We start from the raw sequence: 20,879 nt of genomic DNA on the forward strand, positions 1-20,879 counted from the left end.
CCCGCTACCATGCCTGTGCGAGACGGCCAACGGCCGGCTTCGCCATCTCAACAGAAGCGTCCCTCCAGCTGGTGCGACCGCCGCGCTGACCGTGACGGAAGCGCTTGCGCAGGTCGCTCAGTCCCTCGATGTTGACGGCCGGACCGGAGCCGATGGTCTCGACCGGCCGCGGCATCAGCAGCGCATCGAGCCGCGCCTTGCCCGAGAGACCGAGCAGGTAGAACGCCCCGCCATCCTTCTGCGCAAGCCAGCTTTCGAAACTCTCGCTGCCCTCGCCGTCGACGGAGATGTTGCGCATCGCGCTGGCGCCGGTGAAGTCGGCGCAGCAGGTGTGGCTCGGCAGGTAGTTGGTGACGGTCGCCGAGATGTCGCCGGTGTAGAACACCACATAGGCGTTGCTGACATTGGCGTTGCCGATCTGGGTCATCGTGAACACGCCGCTCGGCTGGTAGAGCTGGAGCGTCGGCCTGCTAGTCGGCGACGGCGAGCGGTTGTTCATGAGCACCTGCTCGGTGGCCGTGGTGAGAACGAGCTGGCCTGGGACATAGCCGTTCAGGATCGCGACGGCCTGCGCATCGGTGAAGAGGTTCGCGTCCACCACCCTGAACTGATTGATGATGAGGCTGCTCGGATCCATCGAAATGTCGGCCGAGGTCGCGACGCCGCCGTTGTAGCCGGTGACGTCCATGATCAGCGGGATCGGCGGATTCGAGCGGATCTGCTCGCCCTTGACGTTGATCGTGTTGGCCGCGAGGTCGAGCTCCTTCACCACGCTGACGAAGCCGATCGTCAGGTCGCCCGGCGAGGACAGCCTGACCGTGTTGCCGCGGATACGGTCGAGCGAGATCGACCCCGCGGAGTCGAAGTGGGTGTCGCCGTTGGTCGAGATCGATCCGCCACGGATCGAGCCCGCGTCGGAGCGCAGGTCGATATCGCCGGCATCGCCCGGGAGGCCCGTGGTCGTGAGCTGGGCGAAGACGATGTCGTTCGCGGCGTGCAGGGTCTGCGTGCCGCCGCTGACGGCGGTGCCGAGCGTGATCGCCCCTGATGTCGCGGTGATGCCGAGCGTGCCGGCGACGTTGAGATTGTCCCACTTGACGATCGTGCCTTGCAGCACAGCGTTGCCGGTCGCGGCCGTGACATTGTGACCGGTGTTCGTTCCCGCAGCGATCAGCCTGGCCGAGCCGTTGGCCGCGACCGAGCCGAGCGTGGGCACACCGCCGGACATCACCGTCTGCCCGACGATGAAGCCATTGTCGGCGTTGATGTTGACGTTGCCGATGTCGCCGGCCATGCCCGTCGTCGTCAGGGCATTGAAGGTGACGTTGTCGCGGACATGGATGGTCTGCGTGCCCCCGCTCTGCGCGGTCTGGAAGGTGATGCTGCCCTGGCTCGACGTCGCGCCCAGCGTGGTCGCGATGTTGAGTGTATTCCAGTTGATCGGGCCGCCTGCGGTGAGAAGGCCCGAGCCGGTGATGGTGCCGAACGTGTTGCCGGTGATGGTCGTCGCGGCAAGCAGGCTCGCCGAGCCGTTGGCGGAGACCGAACCCTGGCTCGTCACGCCAACCGACGTCACCGTCTGCGCCAGGATGAAGCCGTTGGCGGCGGTGACGCTGATGTTGCTGATATCGCCGGCAATACCCGTCGCCGTCAGCGCATTGAAGGTGACGTTGTCGTCGGCGTGGATGATCTGCGTGCCCCCGCTCTGCGCGGTCTGGAAGGTGATGCTGCCCTGGCTCGACGTCGCGCCCAGCGTGGTCGCGATGTTGAGTGTATTCCAGTTGATCGGACCGCCGGCCGTGAGCAGGCCCGAGCCGGTGGTGGCGGCCAGCGTGTTGCCGGTGATGGTGGAGGCGGCAATCAGGCGCGCCGAACCGTTGGCCGAAACCGAGCCCTGGCTCGTCACACCGCCCGACGTTACCGTCTGCGCCAGGATGAAGCCGTTGTCGGCGGTGACGTTGACGTTGCCGATATCGCCGGCAATGCCCGTCGCCGTCAGGGCGTTGAAGGTGACGTTGTCGCGGGCGTGGATGGTCTGCGTCCCCCCGCTCTGCGCCGTCTGGAAGGTGATGCTGCCCTGGCTCGACGTCGCGCCCAGCGTGGTCGCGATGTTGAGTGTATTCCAGTTGATCTGGCCGCCGGCCGTGAGCAGGCCCGAGCCGGTCGTGGCGGCCAGCGTGTTGCCGGTGATGGTGGTGGCGGCAACGAGGCTGGCCGAACCGTTGGCCGAAACCGAGCCCTGCGTGGTCACACCGCCAGAGGTCACCGTCTGCGCCAGGACGAAGCCGTTGTCGGCGGTGACGTTGACGTTGCCGACGTCGCCGGCCATGCCCGTCGTCGTCAGCGCATTGAAGGTGACGTTGTCGTGGGCGTGGATGGTCTGCGTGCCCCCGCTCTGCGCGGTCTGGAAGGTGATGCTGCCCTGGCTCGACGTCGCGCCCAGCGTGGTCGCGATGTTGAGCGTGTTCCAGTTGATCGGGCCGCCGGCGGTCAGCAGGCCCGAACCGCTCGTTGCAGCCAACGTGTTGCCGGTAATGGTGGTGGCGGCAAGCAGGCTCGCCGAGCCGTTGGCCGAGACCGAGCCCTGGCTCGTCACGCCGCCCGAGGTCACCGTCTGCGCCAGGATGAAGCCGTTGGCGGCGGTGACGCTGATGTTGCCGATATCGCCGGCAATACCCGTCGCCGTCAGGGCGTTGAAGGTGACGTTGTCGTGGGCGTGGAGGATCTGCGTGCCCCCGCTCTGCGCGGTCTGGAAGGTGATGCTGCCCTGGCTCGACGTCGCACCCAGCGTGGTCGCGATGTTGAGCGTGTTCCAGTTGATCGGGCCGCCGGCCGTGAGCAGGCCCGAGCCGGTCGTGGCAGCCAGCGTGTTGCCGGTGATGGTGGTGGCGGCAATCAGGTTCGCCGAGCCGTTGGCCGAAACCGAGCCCTGCGTGGTCGCGCCGCCAGAGGTCACCGTCTGGGCCAGGATGAAGCCGTTGTCGGCGGTGACGTCGATATTGCCGATGTCGCCGCTGTTGCCGGTCGTCGCCAGCGATTTGAACGTCACGTTCTGGGTGGCGTGGACGGTCTGCGAGCCGCTGCTGTCAGCGGTGCCGATGACGATGCTGCCATTGCTCGCCACGGCCTTGAAGCTGCCGCTTGCGCCGGTCGCGGTGCCCGCCAGGACCTGGTCGAGCGTGAGGCTTCCGGTGCCGAGGATGTCGACATTGCCCTTCACCGCGGACAGCAGGCTGGCCTCGGTATTGGTCAGAGCCTGCAGGTCAATATCGCCGGCGCTCGCGCCCGCCGACAACCGCGCAGCGCTGAGCGTGAGCCGGTTCGTTGCGCTGCCGATGCCGTTGGATGCACTCAGCGAGACTTCGGCGCCCGAGCCGGACGCGACGAACTTGGTCTGGCCGTCGCCATTGTCGAGGATCGCCCCGAGCGTAGCGACGCCGCCGGCGGTGACGACGATCGACGGCGCATTCGAGGCGGCCGCATAGGACAGCGACGAATTGAGCTGGCCGATGGTCGCATCGCCTGTCGTGGTCACCGAGATCACCCCGGCCGCGTTGATGGCCGAATAGGCCCCCATCGTCAGCGAGGCGGAGGCCAGCGTGACGCTGGCGGCGGAGCTGGTCGCAACCACCGGTGCCGCGCTGGTGCCGTCAGCGAATGTCACCGCGCCATTGGCGAGCAGCTGCATCAGGCCGGCGCTGCGGACGTCGGCATTGATGCTGATCGCACCATGCGGCACGTTCAGCGTCAGCGCGCCACCCGCGGTCAGCGTTCCGTAAGTGCCGGTTGCGCCGACATTGAGATCGCCCGCGACGGCGAGGATGCTGAGGTCGCCGACCGACGAGCCGGTGAGCGCACCCGACAGGTGCACCTGCAACGGCTGGAACGTCGTGCCGTTGAAGCCGATGTTGCCGCCGGCGCGCAGATCGAGATCGGCGCCGACGATATGCACGGCGGTGCGATCGGTGAACCCGGCTTCGGCATAGATGCTGCCGGTCGCGGCAAGCTGGATCGTGCCGTTCGCCGAGACGTTGCCGACGACGAGGTCACCGGTGGTCTGCTTCACATAGATGTTGCCCTGCACGGCCGACACCTGGTCGAGATGGTCGGTCGTCGGGCTCGCGAAGGCGATCTGGAGCGCGTTCGGGTTGTTCGCCGGACCATTTCCGGAGGTGTCGACGCCGCCGATATTGCCGTGCTCGGCGATCAGGGTGAGGTTCGGAATGTCGCCGGAGATCACCGGCACGCCGCTCACCCCTGCGGAGATGCTGGTGACGGCGTCGAGCTTGACGTCACCGCGGCCGGTGATCTGGATGCCGTTGGCCTGTGCGGCGGCAATCGGGCCGTATTTCGCGGCGGCGATCCCCCCGAGCACGAGGCTGTTCTTGCTGCCGAGATAGACCTCGGACGCCGCCTTGGCCGTGACCGCGGACGGGTTGTCGAGGATCACGAGGCTCTGCTGCGACAGGGTCACGTGGTAGGTCACGATACCGGTCGTCGGGTCGGTCGAGGAGTCGACGACGAGCTGTCCGGGACCGGCCGATGCGAGCAGCCCCTTCTGCGCAGCCGTCAGCGACGAGGCGTTGACGCTGGTGAAGGTGAAGGTCTGCGGCGCCGCCAGCTGGCCGACCGAACCGTTCGGCGTGTACAGCATGACCTGGTCGGCCTTGATGTTGGGCACGGTGGTGTCGCCAATCGGCGGCGGCGGCGCGCCGACGGCCGACGAGGACACCGTATAGGCGAGCTGGCTCTGCGACCACTGCGAGCCCGCGGTGATCAGGCTGTAGACCTTCTCGGTCGATGCGAGCGTGTAAGTGTAAGTGGAGCTGTAGTGGCCGGCGGCGAGCGCGGCCTGCAGCGCGGTGTTGGTCGGCATGAACTGACGATCAGCGGCCACGCCGTCGAACAGCTTGGTGAACAGGGTCGAAGAGAGCGAGCTGCCGAACAACGTCGCCAGCGGGTCGGTCGGCGCCGTACCATACAATGTGGTCAGCGAGGTCTTGAGCTGATCGGTGCTGATCAAGCCGAGCAGGAACTGGTCCTTCAGCAGGCGCGTCGTCGCCTCGTTCTTGATGTCCGTCGTCGAGACGGCGGAAGGATCAATGCCGAGCTTCGCGGCCACCTGCGCCCGCAGCACCGTCAACCCCGTCGCGGTCGGATTGTAGGCGCCGCCATTCGGGAACGCGATGTTCTGGAGCTGGGAGTAGTCGTTATAGGCGGACGTCACCATCGACTGGTAGCTGTTGACCGCGACGGCGCGTGCATTGCCGCTGAGCAGGTCGAGGCTGGTCCAGACATCAGCGAGATGCGCGCTCTGCTCGGCGGTCAGGCCGCCCGACGACAGCCCGTTCAGGATGCTGGCGCGGTTGCCGTCGGAAGCGGCGGCTTCCAGGAACACCGGGCCGGCCTGCGACTGGACCGTGCCGAGCCTCAGGTCGCCCTTCGACTGCACGATATAGGTGCCGGTCTTCGACGAGCTGTTGAACAGGCCGCCGTCGACGCTGCCGTCGGCCCGCGTCGTGCCGGTCGCCTGGATCACCAGCGGGTTGATGTCGGTGAGCACGGCGTTGCCACCGCTGACACTGGACTTCGCGCCGATCGCACCATTGATCGAATTGATCTCGATGTTCTTGCCGACCACGACCGGATTGGCGACGTTATAGGGCGACGCCGAGTTGATGTCGCCGGTCGCCGAGAGGAAGACGCTGCCCCGCGGCGCGTTGCCGGCGATCGCCGAATTGACCTTCACCTGGTTGATCGACAGCGAGCCGATGGCGGAGATCGCGATGTCGTGGTCGATGGTGTTGGCGGTGAGACTGCCGCCATAGACCTGCACCGAGACCGGCGCCCCGCCCGATCCGATCGCCCCGATGCCGCCGTCCGCGGACAGCGTCACGCTGGTGCCCGAGATGACCGGATTGTTGGCGTTCGCACCGACCGTGATCGCCGAGTTGGCGCCGGTGGCGGTGATCGTCGTGGTGCCCTGGAGGTTGTTGATCGGCCCGTTGACGACGATGCCGGAGTTCGAGGTGACCGCAACCGTGCTGGTGCCGCCGCCGTTGAACTTGATGTTGATCGGGTTCGATGCCTTCACCGTGTTGGTCAGCGTCAGGGTCAGGTGATCGTAGATCTGCTGGTACCAGTTGTAATGACCGTCCGCACCGCAGCACTTGTCAGCCGTCGTGTTATAGCCGGCCCCATGATAGCTTCCAGTCGCGGTGACGACCTCCTGAAAGTTGGTGTCCTGCAAATCATTGGTGGCGACGCCGTTGACGACCTTCTTGACGTCCGACACCAGGCTGGTGGTGCGGACGAAGACGCTGCCGCTGTTCGGATCGCGCGAGGTATACTGCCAGCCATAGTCGAACTGGGTGCTGGTGCTCGGACGCGCGAGCGTCGCCTGGTCGACCCACTGATAGTACATGTTGGGGGTCGTCTCGTACTGAATCCCCGCCGTGCCGGTCACCGCCCTGATTGTCGCGGACGTGTACTGGCTCGTCGTGACGTCGTTGGCCTGATACTGCGTGACCTGCTGGCCGCCCGGCGCCGCCGGATTGTAGACGTACCAGGTCGTCTGTCCCTTGAGCTGGTCGACGATCTGAATCACGCTGTTGGCGCTGACGCCGGTGTTGATCGTGTTGGTGACGAGCTGGACTCCGGTCGTATTGTTCACCGTGATCGTGCCGGCGCCGCCGTTGACGATGATGTTGCCCTGCACGGTTCCGTCGGTCGACGTCGAGATGATCTTGCCGTTCAGATAGACGTAGCCGCCCGAGCCCTGCACCACGCTGCTCAGGACGATCTGGTCGGTGGCGGCGTTGTACTTGGCGCCGACCTGCACGTCGGAGGTGTTCACCTTCGACAGATATTGCGTCAGGTCGATGTAGCTGCCGTGCTGCGCGTTGGTCTGGGCCTGCGCGAAGGCCGTCGCATTGCCCTTGAGGTCATTGATGGCCTGCAGCGCGCTGTCGCCGATGTTGACGGAGTAGTTGCTGCTCGATCCGCTCTGGATCGTGCCGTTGATGTTCAGCACCGATGCCGACAGGATGATGGCCTTGCCGACGATAAAGGGCGCGTTGTCGGGCGGACTTTGCGCCACGTTCGCAGTCTTCGGCGTGATCACCTCATTCTGGATGTTGATGACCTGGAAGTACTCCGCGCAGCGCGCGCAGTTGAACGGGCTGCTGTTGGTGTAGACGCCCCGGTTGTCAAAGGTTGCGGCCTCCCACGGCGAGGTGGTGATGGTCTGGCGCGTCGGGCCCTCAATCGACGGCAGCGTGGCTGCGTTCGGCATGCCGACGGCGGGATTGCCGGGAGTCCCCTGTCCCATCGGCAGGAAGATCGCCGAATAAAGCGACTGTCCGTCGAAGAACAAATCCAGCAGGCGGGCTGTGAAGACCGCATTCGACGCGGGCGTGCCGGTGCCGGTGCAGCAATACGCGGAATAGGGATGCAAATTGGCGGCGCCGTTCACATGGACACCCGAATCCCAGTCGCCGTACGCACCGAGATAGGTCGCGGCCGCCATCACCGCCGTCAGCGTATCCCAGTCATCCGGCTTGTACTCGGTGTTGGCCCATTGCGAGGCCACGTCGTGGTTGGTGCTGAAGATGCTGCCGACGCCGCCGTTGAAGGTGAAGGAGCCGTTCGGCACCACCATCTGGATCGTCGCGGCATCGAGGGTCTGCGACGCCACCACGTTGCCGAGGTTGTTGGTGATCTTGAGCAGGCCGTTCTGGTTGGTGACGACTCCGTCGAAATAGATGTCGGGGGTGCGGGTCAGCGTCTGGCCGTTGTAGACGGGCAGACCGGTCGACGGATCCCTTGTGTTGTAGGTCGCCGAGATGTCGATCAGCGGCGTGGCGCTGTTGTTGGACGTGAAGGTCACGTTGGACCCGGAGCCGGCGGCGACGTCCGGGTGCGTGACCAGTCCGCCGGTCACATTGGTGATCGTCAGGTTCGACAGTGCGATGAAGTCGAGGCCCTGGTTCTCGATCTTGATCAGCGGCGAGGAGCGCGCGATGACGGACGGCGCCGCATTGCCGGCGCCACCTGCCCCGGTCAGGGTCTTCGCGACGATCGAGACGTTGCCGCCCGACACCAGGATGTCGCCGAACGCGAAGGCGTTGCCGGCCGCGTTGGCGGCGAAGGGCGCCTGCTGGATCAGCGTGTTGATCTGGCGCTGGATGTCGCCGGTCGGGTCGGAGCCGGTGAACGTGATCTCGGGATGCGTCGCGGTCAGCGCGGTCTGGACCTGCGTCGTCGTCAACCCGCTCAGCGTGGCGATCTGGGACACGATCGTCTGGTAGGGATTGAAACCGCCGACGATGGTGTACTGGATCTTCTGATGGTTCCAGCTCTTCACCGCACTGAAGTGATTGACGTCGGAGACGTATTGCAGCGACAGCGGATCGTAGGGGCTCGTCGTCGACAGCGTCGGCGTGCTCGCCCCGAGCGCAATCGTGATCATCTCGTCGTTGTGGATGCCGGCCACGACCAGGCCATTGAGCGCGACGGTACCGGTTCCGCCGTCGTTGATATGGCTATGGTTGTCGCTGTTCTTCTGGCTGAATATCTCCAGATAGGGATTGTAGTTGCTGCCGAGACCGGATGCGGCGACCAGGCCCGGGGTCGCGGTGAGATTGATGTCGTTGGCGCCGAGCACCTTCGATCCGATGGCGAGCGTCAGGCTGGCGTCGTTGTCCGCGTTGGCCGTGCCGCGGTAGAGGCCCGAGATCGGGATGACCGTGTTGTTGTAGACGACCGTCGTCGCGGTCGCGGAAATGCTGCTGTAGACGCTGCCGTCGCCGGCGAGACCCGCGGCGATGTTGATCTTGCCCCAGGCCTCCACCGTCGAGCTGCCGCCGACGTTGACGTTCTGGGTCGCATGGGCCCAGGTGTTGGTGCTGGCGCCGACGCCGCCGACCGCGCCGTAGATGTTGGCGTTGGCATTATTGCTCGCCGCCATCCGCGAGGCGGAGCCGATATAGATGTTGCCGGCGCTGAACAGCTCCCTCGCCTGAATATTGACCGTGAGCGTGGCGTTCGCGGTCATGTCGGATTCGGCGCCGCCGCCGGCGAAGAGGCTGGCCGTGGCGATGCTCGCCGTGTCGTTCGTGTTCAGCGTGTTGTAGGCCTCGATATTGATCGCGGCCGTCGTCGTGCGCGGATCGGCGTTGAGGCTCAGGATCGTCCCAGTATCGACGTTGGTGTTGACGGTCTGGGTGACGGTCGAGTTGCTGAGTGCCGCGGCGCCCGAGAACATGCCGCCCGAGCCCGAACGCGCGCCGCCGCCGGCCTGATTGACGATGTCGTTGGCGATGACGTCCATCTCGCCGCCGGCCGAGTTGATGATCAGGTGGGTGCCGACCTCGGCGGTGGTGGTCGAGGTCACGGTGTTGGTGGCGCTGCCGCCGGAGACGCCGGCCGTGGAGGCCTGGTAGGCATCGCCGCTGGCTGAATAATTCGTGGTGTGCTTGGCGCGGATGTTGAGGCCGCCGAAATAGAGCGTGTTGTCGGTCGCGTTGCCGTAGAGCGTGGCGTTGGTCACGGCGGTCGAGGTAGTCGTGCCGACGGCCGCGGCTCCGGCATAGGTGCCGCCCGCGCCGACGATGGCGCTGGAGACGTTGGCATCCGTGCCGGTCGCGGTGATCTGGAGAACGCCCGTGTTCGACGCCGACGTGATCGCGCCCGCGCCGAGATAAGCGTAGGTGTGCGAGCTCGACGAGGTCTGCGCGACGCTCGCGCCAAGTGCCAGGAACCCGCTCGAGAGGCCGGTTGCCTCGGCGTATTGGGCGCTGTCGTTCTCGGCCGCGATGACCACGTCGCCGTTGGGAAGCGTGATCCCGGTGCCGCCATAGGCGCTGACCGTCGCGTTCTCCGAGGCCTTGGCGTAGCTGCCCTGCGCGCCGATCAGCGAGCCGCCGCCGCCCGCGAGGGCCTTGGCGTAGGTCGACGTGCCCGTGCCAGCCGGAACCAGTGCCATCGCCGTCACGGCGAGCGCGCCGCCCGAGAAGATGGCGTTGTCACCGACATCGGCGGTCACCGTGGCGCCGACCGTGGATTGGGCGATGGCGACGCCGACGGCACCGCCACCAACCGAGACGCCATACGCTTCGCTTCGAAGATTGGGCGTGATCGACGCCGAAACCAGCGTGCCGGCACCGGTCGCAGACGTCGTGATCGTGGCGCCGGAGCCGATCTCGGCCGTCACGCGCGAGTTTTCGTGGGCCTCGGCATCGGCACCGATGCCCGAGATGATGCCGCCGCCAAGCGCCGTTGCGGTCGTGGACACGGTGCCGGCGCCCGAAGCGCCGACCGCCAGTGCCGTCGTATTGACGACGGCGCCGTCGAGAACCTCCGCGGCAACGGTGCTCGATCGTCCTGCCGTCGCGACCGAGGCGCCGACCGCTGCGGCGCCGGCGGTGACACCGCCCGTGAAGACGACCTGGCTGGTGGAGTCCATCGCCATAACGGCAGCGCCGGTGCCGCCGGTGCCGTTGACGTGGCCGCCGAGCTGCGCCGTCACCTGGTTGGCGACATTGCCGACCGCGACGGCTGCATCCGCGCCGAAGTAAAGCGCGGCACCGCCGGCGATCGCCTCGGTGTCGATGGTCTTGCCGGCATAGGGGCCGGTGCTGGCGTCCTTAACGACTGCCGCGACGGTGACCGAGGGCGCCGTGACGTTCGCGGTCAAATCGGCAAGCACGTAGCTCTTGACGCTGGTGTAGCCGATGCCGGCGCCGATACCGAGATCCTTGGCGAAGCCGGCGCCGAGCAGATACATCTTGGCCGCATTGGCGCTGGTGGCGGCGACGTTGACCTGCGAGCCCACGACATTGCCGCCAACGACCTGCGCCGTGACGCCATCGCGGCCGGCGTCGGTCAGCACGGTGTTGACCCGGTAGGTCGACGTCACGTTGGCATTGCTCGGACTGCCGGCGGTGCCGCTCGCGACCGCGTCGCTGCCGTGCGAGGAACGGGTTTGGGCGTCGACGGCGTCGAGCGTGCCGGTGAGTTGCCCCTGCTCATGCGCATCGCCGAGGTTCTCGCCGATGATGATGACGCCGACGGTCGCGCCGATGCCGACGCTGCCGCCGATACCGGCCGTCACCGCATAGGACTGCACTTCCTTGGTGCTGAGCGCATTGACGTTGATCGCGCCGGCCGAATTCAGGTTGCTGTTGATGCTTTCCGCGGTTGTCTGGGTCTTGAAGACGATCACGTTGGCGGCGGCGCCGACGCCCACGCCTCCCCCGCTGGCGCCGACCGCGAGCGCGCCGGCGATCTCCTTGATCGCGACGTCCTCGGTCGCGTTGATGGTGACAGCACCGGCCGTGCCGCCGGTCGGCGATTGCAGCGTCACGTCGTAGACGCCGGCGATCGTGGTGTTGCTGGCGATCTCGATGTTCGCCATGCCCGCGACCGCAGCCGAACCCGTCGCGAGCGCGCCGCCGACCGCGTAGGCCTCGAAGCGGTTCTTGGTGGCGGCTTCGACGTCGAGCGCGCCGGTCAGGTTGATCGCGGTCGGGTGCGTCGCGGTGCCGCCGTGAGAGGCATACTCGTCGCCGACATAGGCCTCGGTCCGGTTCGAGGAGACCTGGACCAGGAACGCCGCGCCGATCGCGGCCTGGCTGCCATAGGCGCCCGACCCGTTCGCGGAGAAGATGCCGGTGTTGTTCTTGGCGTTCACCGTCAGCGACTGGGCCGTCAGCGCGCCGCCGTCGACATAGGCTTCCGTCGTCGCCTGGAACACGTTCAGGCCGACCGAGCCGGTGTTGAAGCCGATCGCAATCGAGGACGCATCCTGCTCGGCATTCGCCTTCACGATGACGGCGCCGACCGTCGGGCTCGACGACTGCACGCCCCCGACCGTGGCATTGGTGATAGTGGCGAAGGTATCGCGCATCATCGTCGTGCTGATGATGGTGGCGCCGCCGCCGGCGGTGCCGGTGGGCGGAACGATGCCGGAGCCGAACGCACCGGAATAGGAGAAGCTCGACGCGGCCACCTCGATCTGCGGCACCAGCATCGAAGAGGTCAGGCGCGTGTCGATGGCGGCGCCATCGATATAGGCCTTGGTCGACCCGCTCATCACGTTGGTGATCGGGTTGATCATGATGGCGATGCCGCTGCTCGCGGCGATCGAGGCGACGTTGGTCACGACCGCCTGATGCGAGCTCGCGACAACCGCAAGGCCGCGCACATTGTCCTGGTTCTCGGAGAGATCGGGCGTGGTGTCGGTCGGCGCATGGGCGGTGCCGAGATCGAAGGCGTGCACCAGCGTGCCGTTGTTGACCGACAGCGTATCGGTCGCGCTGGTTCCGAGCGCATCGACCTTGGTGTTGGCACCGCTGATATAGGCCGCGGTGGTTCCGGTGATCTGGCTCACGACCAGCGATCCGGCGCCGCCGACCGAGCCCGTCGAGATGGAAAGCGCCCCGGCGATCGCCGACAGCTTGTCCGAATTGCTGGCGAGCACCCCGACATTGTTGGTCGCCATGACGTCGGCGCCGCCGGTGATACTGGCGCTGACACTAGTGCCCATCAGGCTGGTGACGACCGAGCCCGCGAACCCGACCTGCGAGGACAGCGCCACGCCGATGGCGACCGTCTTGATCGTGCTGACCGAAGTGGCCCTGACCACGGCGTCGCTGCCGGCGACGACCTGCGCGGACGTGATGTTGGCGCTGACCTGGTTGTCGATCTCGTTATAGACGAGGGAGAGACCGCCGGCGCTACCCTGGCTGGATGCGCCCGCGACCGCCGCCGTGGCGTTGATCGCAGCGGTGTCCAACGCCTGGACGGTCACGTTGTCCGCGTTCACCACCGTATTGGCAGTGGTCGAATAACCATCGCCGATGGCCGCAGACACGTTGTTCCTGATGGTGCTGATGACGGCACCGCCCTGCCCGGCAAATTGCCCGGTCGCAAGACCAAAACCGACCGCGACGGACTTGATCTTCGAGGAGTCTTCCGCCGAGACCAGCACGTCGCCGCCCGTCACGGTCATCAGGGACTTGGTGATGTAAGCCGAATGCGTCGTGCTGATGCCATCGACCACGATGGCAACGCCGATGTTGTTCTTGCCGGCCTGGACGATGCCGGCAACTGACGTGATCGCTGCTCCGGGTCCGGCGCCGACGCCGCCGTTCAGCGCGGCGCCGGTGAAGTCCACGCAAGCCTGCGACCCGTGCGAGGTGGTGCAATTGTCCTGCGCGAGCTGGCCGCCGTTGGTGCTGCGCACCAGCGTCCCGAGCGCGTCGTCCAGCGAGGCGACGTCGATGCTTTCGGCGTTGACGATGACGTTGCCGCCCGAAACCGTCATGTTGCTCGAGGTGATATAGGCGAGCACGCTCGGGCTGATCTCGCTGATCACGATGGAACCGGCCAATCCGTTCTCAGCATAGCCGCCGGACGCGCCGCCGGCTGCGATCACGGCAGCATTGTCGCCGATCACCGTCAGCGAGCTGAGCCCCGTCACGGTGGAATTGGAGATATGCGCGTCGACGGCATTGCCGCCGCCGGGATTGCGGATCTCGGCATAGGTGAGCGCGATACCGGCCGCGTTCTTGTCGCCGTTGAGATAGAGCGAGCCGCCGCCGATCGCGATACTGGAGGTCTGGTAGGCGTTGATGTTGGCCGCGTTCGACGCGCCGCCGCCCACGCCGGTGATGGTCGAGCCGTCGATATAGGCGGTCGCCGTATCCGAGATGGAGCCGACCGAAACCGAGACCGAGGCGGCCGTGCCGGTGCGTGTCGCGGCGAGCGCCAGCGCCACCGCCGTCTGCGAGCCGCCGCTGAGCGCCCCGACATTGACGGCCGTGACATCGACGATGGTCGAATTGGCGATGTAGGCCGTGGTCGAATTGCTGGACAGCGCGATCGCGATCGCACCGGCGATCGCAGCGCTCGTCGCGCTTCCGCCCGCAAGGTTGAGCGCGGCAGAGCCGGAGCCGTTGGTGGTGATGGTGTTGTTGAGCGCCTGGACCTCAACCACGGGCGCGTCCGTGGCGGTATAGGGACTGCCGCTGTTGACGCTGACGCCCTTGATGTAGGCCGTGGTGCCGAGAGAGGTGGCCGAGACCGCCGAGCTGCCGGCGATATCAATGCTGAACTTCGAGGTTCCGTTCTTCTTTGCGGCGGCCTGTTTGAGCACCTCGAGGGCCCCCAATCCGCCGAAGTCCGGCGCGCTGTAGAGCGCCCCGGCTTTCTTGACATAGCCGACCTGGGCGAACGGGTCGGATTCCACCGCCGCCACCGCGGCGACCGTCACCCGGCCCGCGGTCGCGGCGTTGACCTGCAGGCTCTTGGTGGTCACGTGACCGCCCGAACCACTCATGGGATTCGAATCGTCGCTGCTGAACGGGCCGTCGGTGATGTCCTTGCGGTTATCGCCGATATAGGCGGCGGTATCGGTGACAGCCGTCATGTAGGCAGCGGAAACACCGACGCCGGAGGTGGTACCGAGCTGAATTGCGCCCGACAGCGAGAACAGCGACACGTTCTGGTTGGCCGAGACGTTGATCGAGCGCGGCGAGAGAATGGTCGCCAGCGAGCTGATCGAGGCGTGGGTCGTGTTGTTGATGAACGCCATCGACAGGATGCCGTTCAGCGCGAGGCTGCCGCTCGACGAGCCGGATGTCGGCGCGATCGCAAACAGCATGTCGGTCGTGTTGGCGGTGACCGAGACGTCGCTTGCCGAGGTGAGCGTCGCGCCGGAAGAGACGCCGGCGATGGTGTTGCTGGTGGATTGAATGAGGTTGAACGTTCCGCCCGCCGCGGTCCCGGGGCTGTCGGAGCCCGGCAGCAGCACCAGCGGCCCGAACACGCCGCCGATGTCGATCGACATGTTGTAGGTGTTGGCCGACACCGTCAGCGCCGAGGCGAAGCCCTGCGAAATGATCACGCCGTCGATGTTGGCGAACGCCGTCGCCGTCCAGCTGCCCGCGCTGGCCAGCGCATGGGTCGACGTCAAATTGGCGCCGCTGCCGACCCATGCCGTGGTGTTGTCTTTCAAGCCGAAATAGGAGAACGAGCCGGCAACGGAAACGGTCTGGCCGCCGCTGGCGTTCGCGTTGGCGTAGGTCGTGACGATATTGTTGACGACGCCGAAATTGGCATTGAGATGGCCGAGCACCTCGCCGATGCCGTTCCACTCCGTCCAGGAATTGGTGTTGGGGATCGTCGTCGAGGCGGCGACGCCGATGTCGGAGGCGCGGATCACCACGTTCGAGCCGATATAGGCGTTCGAATTATGGCTGTAATCGCCGTAGGCCATGGCGGCCGCAATCGCGACCTTGGGGCCGTTGTCCGCGGTGCTGACGTTCACCGTCGACGAGGAGTTGTTGCGGATCTGGTCGTCGATCAGCTGGCTGACCACGCCGACATCGCCGGACGTGTAGATCTGCGGCGCCACGCCGTTGCCGGTGCTCGTGATGGCGGCATTAGCGGATTCCGAGGTCGTCGCGAGCGACAGCGCACCAGCCACCTTGAAGGGCAGGCTGACGCTGGCAAGCGGCTTCAAGAAGCCATCGAAGAATCTGTAGGGGGTGGTATCGGCCTTGCCGGCCGCGCCGGTAATGATGGCGCCGAGCAACCCGGGCGTTCCGAGCGTGACGGACGAACTGGTCGAATTCTTCGCGATGTTGGTCGCGGCGGCCACCAGGACGTTGCCGGCCTCGTTGGCGCCGCTGCTGCCGAAATTGGCGCCCAGGATTGCCGTGGTCGCAACATTGAGGTTGCTCAGGGCCACCGCGCCGCCGACGCCGCCCGGATCGCTGGAACTCGTCACCAGCGGGTTGAATGCGAACGCCGTCGCGCTGACCGAGAAGTTGCTGTAATTGTTGGCGCTGACCTGAAGACCCTGGCTGCCACTGTCGAGGATCGCGCCCGAATTGACGATGGCCTGGGTCTTGATGTCGGCGAGGCCGATCGCAACCGTTGCCTGAAACTGACCACGGGTCGTGACCGAAAGCGCCGATACGTTCAGCGTGGTGTCAGTGGCGGCACCGATCAGAATGCCCTGCCCCGCCCTGATCGCGGCGCCGGACGACACGATCGTCGAGACGTCGGCCGTCACCTTGCCGACGACGACGGCCGCGCCAAGCGGCGAAAGGAAACCGGCGGCCATCACCGGATCTTCGGCGTCCTGGGTGCCGCGAGCGGAAATCAGAACGTTACCACGGGCGTTGAGATCGGCATGGCTCAAGATCGCCACCTTGGCGACCGTATCGGCGGCGACGTACCCGCCGTTGACGCCCAATATCGTCGTGCCGATCACCTCGGCGATCGTCGCGAGCTTGCCGAGGGTCGTGCTCGTCAGGTTTGAGGTCGCAGTCGATATCGCCTGGATGATGATGGCGCCGCCGGTGATCTTGCCGTCGACGTTGATGGCGGTGGTCGCGCTCGCAAGCCCCGACAGCAGCGTCTGGCTCGCGGTCGCCGTCAGCCTGACGTCGCCGTCGGTGTAGGTCGATCCGCCGCCGTTGATTGCCTGCGCCCTGATCTCGGCCCCCTGCGCAATCGTGATCGTCGGCGCGTTCAGTGTGACGCCGAGCGCATTGTGCCGGGACACGTTCAAGGCGTTCAGGAAACGCGTGTCGATGATGCCGCCGCTATCGATGGTGATCGAATTGTTGGCCGCGATCGTGAACGTGTCCGCACTGACCGCGGCCAGGATCAAATTGGCGATCGTGGCGTTGCTGACGAACCCGGCGGCCCCGGCGTTGGGGTCGCCGGCCGCTCCGATGATGACGTTGTCCTGATCGAAGCCGATGCCGACGCCCCGCGCCTGAATCTGCGCGCCGGATACGACATTGAGCGTGCCGGACGACAGCCCGACATTGATCGTGGTGCCGCCATTGATCCTGGCACTCGCGGTCAGCGTCAGGGCGTGGTTCGGGGTCGACAGGACGAAGGTTCCGCCCGCCTGCATGGCGGCGATGTAGGTTGCGATCACGTCATTCGACAGCACGCCGGTCGAACCGTTGTTGCCGCTGGAGTTATCGACGCTCTCGTCAGTCGTGAAGCCGAACTTGACACTGCCTCCGCTATCGGCGGCCAGCGAGGCGGACGGATTCGTGACGTTGATCCCGTGCCCGGACAGCGAGACCGAACTGCCCTTGATCGTCCCGGCGACCGTGAGCACGCCGGAGGCGGCGACCGACACGGCGCCGGACGTGTAATGGCTGCTCGCCGTATTGGCGGCCTGGGAATCGATCACGGCGCCCGCGGCAACGGTCACCGAAGCCGACGAGAGCGCAATGCTCACGCCGTTGGCGGTCGAGTGGGAGCTCGAATCCTTGATCGTGCCGTCGATCTTGCCGCTGGCATCGACGGTGATCGAGTTGGACGCGGACAGCGAAATCCGGCCGACGCCCTCCAGCGCCGTCACGTAACGGGCAATGGTGGCATTGTCGATGAAGCCGGCCGCGCCGGCATTGACGTCGGTTGCGGCGTTGCCGATCACCATGTCGCTGGTGCTGGTCAGCAGGACCTGGGCGGCATTCAGCAGCAGCGGCGCCTGTGCGGTGATCGTCGTGCCACCGGTCCGTGCGCCATTGACGGCGAGCGTACCGTTGCGGCCGGCGTTGAGCAGGACCGTGTTGCCGGTCAGCGTCGAATTGGCCGCGAACGAGATCAGCGAGCCCGCGGTCAGGTTGACGTTGCGGGCCGCGCCGGCGGCGATGCTGGCGCCGTTGTCGACGTAGAGCGAATTGGCCGCGGTCAGCGCAAACGTGCTCGAACCGGCCAGCGCGGCGAGATAGCTCGCGATCGTCGCGTTGCTCAGGAAGATCGTGCCGGCGGGCGGAGCGACGCCGTTCGGATCGTTGGCCGGCCCGACATAGATCGTCCCTGCCCCCGCATTGAATGTCACGACACCGCCGTTGATGGTGCCGGCGCCGGCCGTGATGCTCGTCGCCGCCAGCGTGATGCTGCCGGGCGTATAGTAGGTCTGCCCCGCGACGTTGCTGACGTCGGTCCGCAGGCTGGCACCGCTCTCGATCGTGATCGTCGGCGCCGCCAGCGCGAGGCTTCCGGAGATGCCGGACGAATGTCCGCTGGCAGCGTCGTAATGACGGAGATCGACCACGCCGCCGTTCTTCACGGTGATCGAAGACGCCGCGCTCAGCCTGAGCGTGCCGACCGAGCTGCTGCCGGAGAGATAGCCGGCAATGGTGGCGTTGGTCAGGTTGACGGCCGCGTTGCCGCCATCGCCGACCACCATGTCGGCCGAGCTGGTGAGATTGAGGACCGAGGCCACCAGCGTGAGCTGCGGCGAGATCACGGCGCCGCCGGTCACGCCGGCGTTGATGGTGACGGTCGGGCTGTTGATGTCGACGCTGCCGCCCGTCACGGTGCTGTTACCGGCCAGCGAGATCGACGTTCCCGCCGAGAGCGCGACGCCGGCCGCGCCGCCGGCGATCACGCCGTGCGCATCGATCGCGAGCGTATCGATCGCCGACAGCTTGGCGACCCCATAGCCGCCGAGCGCAGCGATATAATTGGCGACCGTGGCGTTGGAAATGAAGCCGGCGCTGGACGCGTCGGCCGCATCCAGCGTGGGATCGCCGACGATCACCGCGCTGCGCTGGATGTCGTAAACGACGGAGTTCGCGGTAAACTGCGCGCCGCTGGTGACGCCGACGGTCGGCGCCTGCAGCGTGATCGCGGCCGTACCTGCCGGAATGGAGGCCGCAATCCGGGCCGCGACTCCGACACTGACGGAGGCGCCCGCCATCAGCGCGACATTGGCGCCGGTGATCGCCCCGTCGGCGGTGACCGTGCCGCCGGCGACGGCGGTTGCGTCGAAGGTGACGGTGCCGCCGACATAGGTATTGCTGCCGGAATTGATCGCGCCGGCGAGGATCTGGCTGCCGGCCACGGCGGTGACGCTGCCCGCGGTGATCGTGACGTCGCCGGAATTACCGAGCGCGTTGCCGCTGGAATCGCGATTGCGGGTGTCGACGACGGCGGCGGAATGCAGCGCCACCGAGGCGCCCTTGAGCGTGACGCTGCCGCCGGAGAGCAGGCCCGCGACCGTCACCGCACCCGGCGCCCCCGACGTCGCGTCGAGCATGATATTGCCGGCGGTGTACATCACGTCCGACGTATTGATCGATTGCGCGAGCACCTGGCCACCGGACGCGATGGTGATGGTCGGCGCCTTGAGCGTGACGTCGAGCGACTTTCCGTTCGAAACGCCGTCGCTACCGAGCTGGCGCGCATCGATGATGCCGGTGCCGTCGACGGTCAGCGCGGTGGCCGCGCTCACGGTGAGGTCGCCCCGCCCGCCCATCGAAGCGGAGTAGCGGGCGATGCCGGCATTCGAGATGAAGCCTGCCGCGTTCCTGTTGGCCGAGCTGGTGCCGTCGCCCACGAACGCGGTGGCCGCGCTGGTCAGATTCAGATGCGCGGCGATGAACTGCAGTGCGGTGTTGGTCACCACCTGCGCGCCGCCATTGGCGGCGGCGTTGACGTTGATGGTGCCGGCAGCACCGGCATCCAGCAGCACCGTGTCGCCGCGCACATAGCTGCCGGCGAGAAGGCTCAAGGTTGGTGCGGTCAACGTGACGTTGACGCCGCTGGCGCCGGCGTCGACCCGGCCATGCTGGCTGATCGTGATCGAATTGCTCGCCAGCAGCGTGAAGGTGCCAGTGCCGTTCAGCGCCGCGATGGCGGCCGCGACCGTCGCATTCGACATGTTGACATTGGCATCGCCCTGGGCGGCGTCGCCGATGATGATGTCCTCGGGGTCGAGGACCAGCGTGCCCTGCTTGCCGTTCGGCGCCGCCAGATTGACCTTGATGTTGCCGATATCGAACTTGCCGTCGGCGCTGAAGTCGACCAGACCGCCATTGCCCTTGGCGGAGCTGGCATTGATCTTGGCACCGCTCTTGACGGTCAGGTCGCCGTGGGTCTTCAGCGTGATGTTGCCGGCATCGGCGGTCTTGCTGGCGGTGCTGATCCGCGCATTCTGGCCAACCTCGATGGCGTTGCCGGCCGTGACGGTGATATTGCTGGGCGTCATGGTCGTGCTGCGCGCGGTCAGCCGTCCGTTGACATTCGCCTTGTTGACGGCACCGATATGGATCGAGCCGTTGCTGACGGTGATGGCGCTGGCGCTGCGCAGGCCCTTCGAATTGACGGAGGCCGCGAACTTCGCGGCGTGATCGAGATTGGCGATGTCGCGCTGGCTGGCGCCGCCAACGAAAACGTTCTGTCCGGTCAGGCGGACGCCGTCGATGGCGTTGATCCGGCCGTAGATCCTGACATTTCCGTCCGGAGACACCGGGAACGAACCCGCCATCAGGTTGCCGACGGCCGTGCCGTTGATCGCACCTCCCGGGCCGATCAGGCTGTCGGTGAACTCACGCGTCGGCGTCGAGACATTGAGGCTACCGACATTCACCGTACCGGAACGGCCGACGACAAACCCCTTGGGATCGGCGAAATAGACGTTACCGCCGATCGCACCGTTCATGTAGGAGTTAAGCGTGCCGTTGACGTAGACCGGCGCGTCGCGAACGATGTTGACGAGGTTCTGCGTGCCGGTCGGCAATTGCAGGTTGACGGTGTTGCCCTGCCCGACGCTGAACTGCGAGAACGAGTTGAAGGCGTTGTTGCCCGAGACCGTCGACGTCGTGACGTTGGTCACGCCGCCGGAGGTCTGCAGGTTCGTCCCCGTGCGTCCATCCGGAACGATGACGTTCGCCGTCTGCGCCTGGAGGCGGACGCTGAACACCGGAAGGAAGACCATCTGCATCGCGCAGAGCAGCGACATCGAACGGAAGCTCGCCAGCCTCCGCAGCGTCGTCACCCCGTTCTTGTCTCGCGTCGCAGATGGTCCGCGCATTTCAGATCCTCGTCATCGGCAT

1 protein-coding gene is annotated in these 20,879 nt (G+C 66.3%); it reads right to left on the reverse strand.

Annotated features, from left to right (window positions below; translation table 11 throughout):
- Positions 1-4 precede the first annotated feature (4 nt).
- Positions 5-20,857 (reverse strand): leukotoxin LktA family filamentous adhesin, encoded by a 20,853-nt coding sequence (locus RAD16_RS18660; RefSeq protein WP_458159353.1) that lies wholly within the window; start codon positions 20,855-20,857, stop codon positions 5-7.
- Positions 20,858-20,879 lie beyond the last annotated feature (22 nt).

It is taken from the genome of Bradyrhizobium sp. 18BD (assembly GCF_054185225.1).

Bases quoted from the DNA above. Each gene is read 5' to 3' on its own strand.
- RAD16_RS18660 (WP_458159353.1), bottom strand. From the start codon at position 20,857: ATGCGCGGACCATCTGCGACGCGAGACAAGAACGGGGTGACGACGCTG.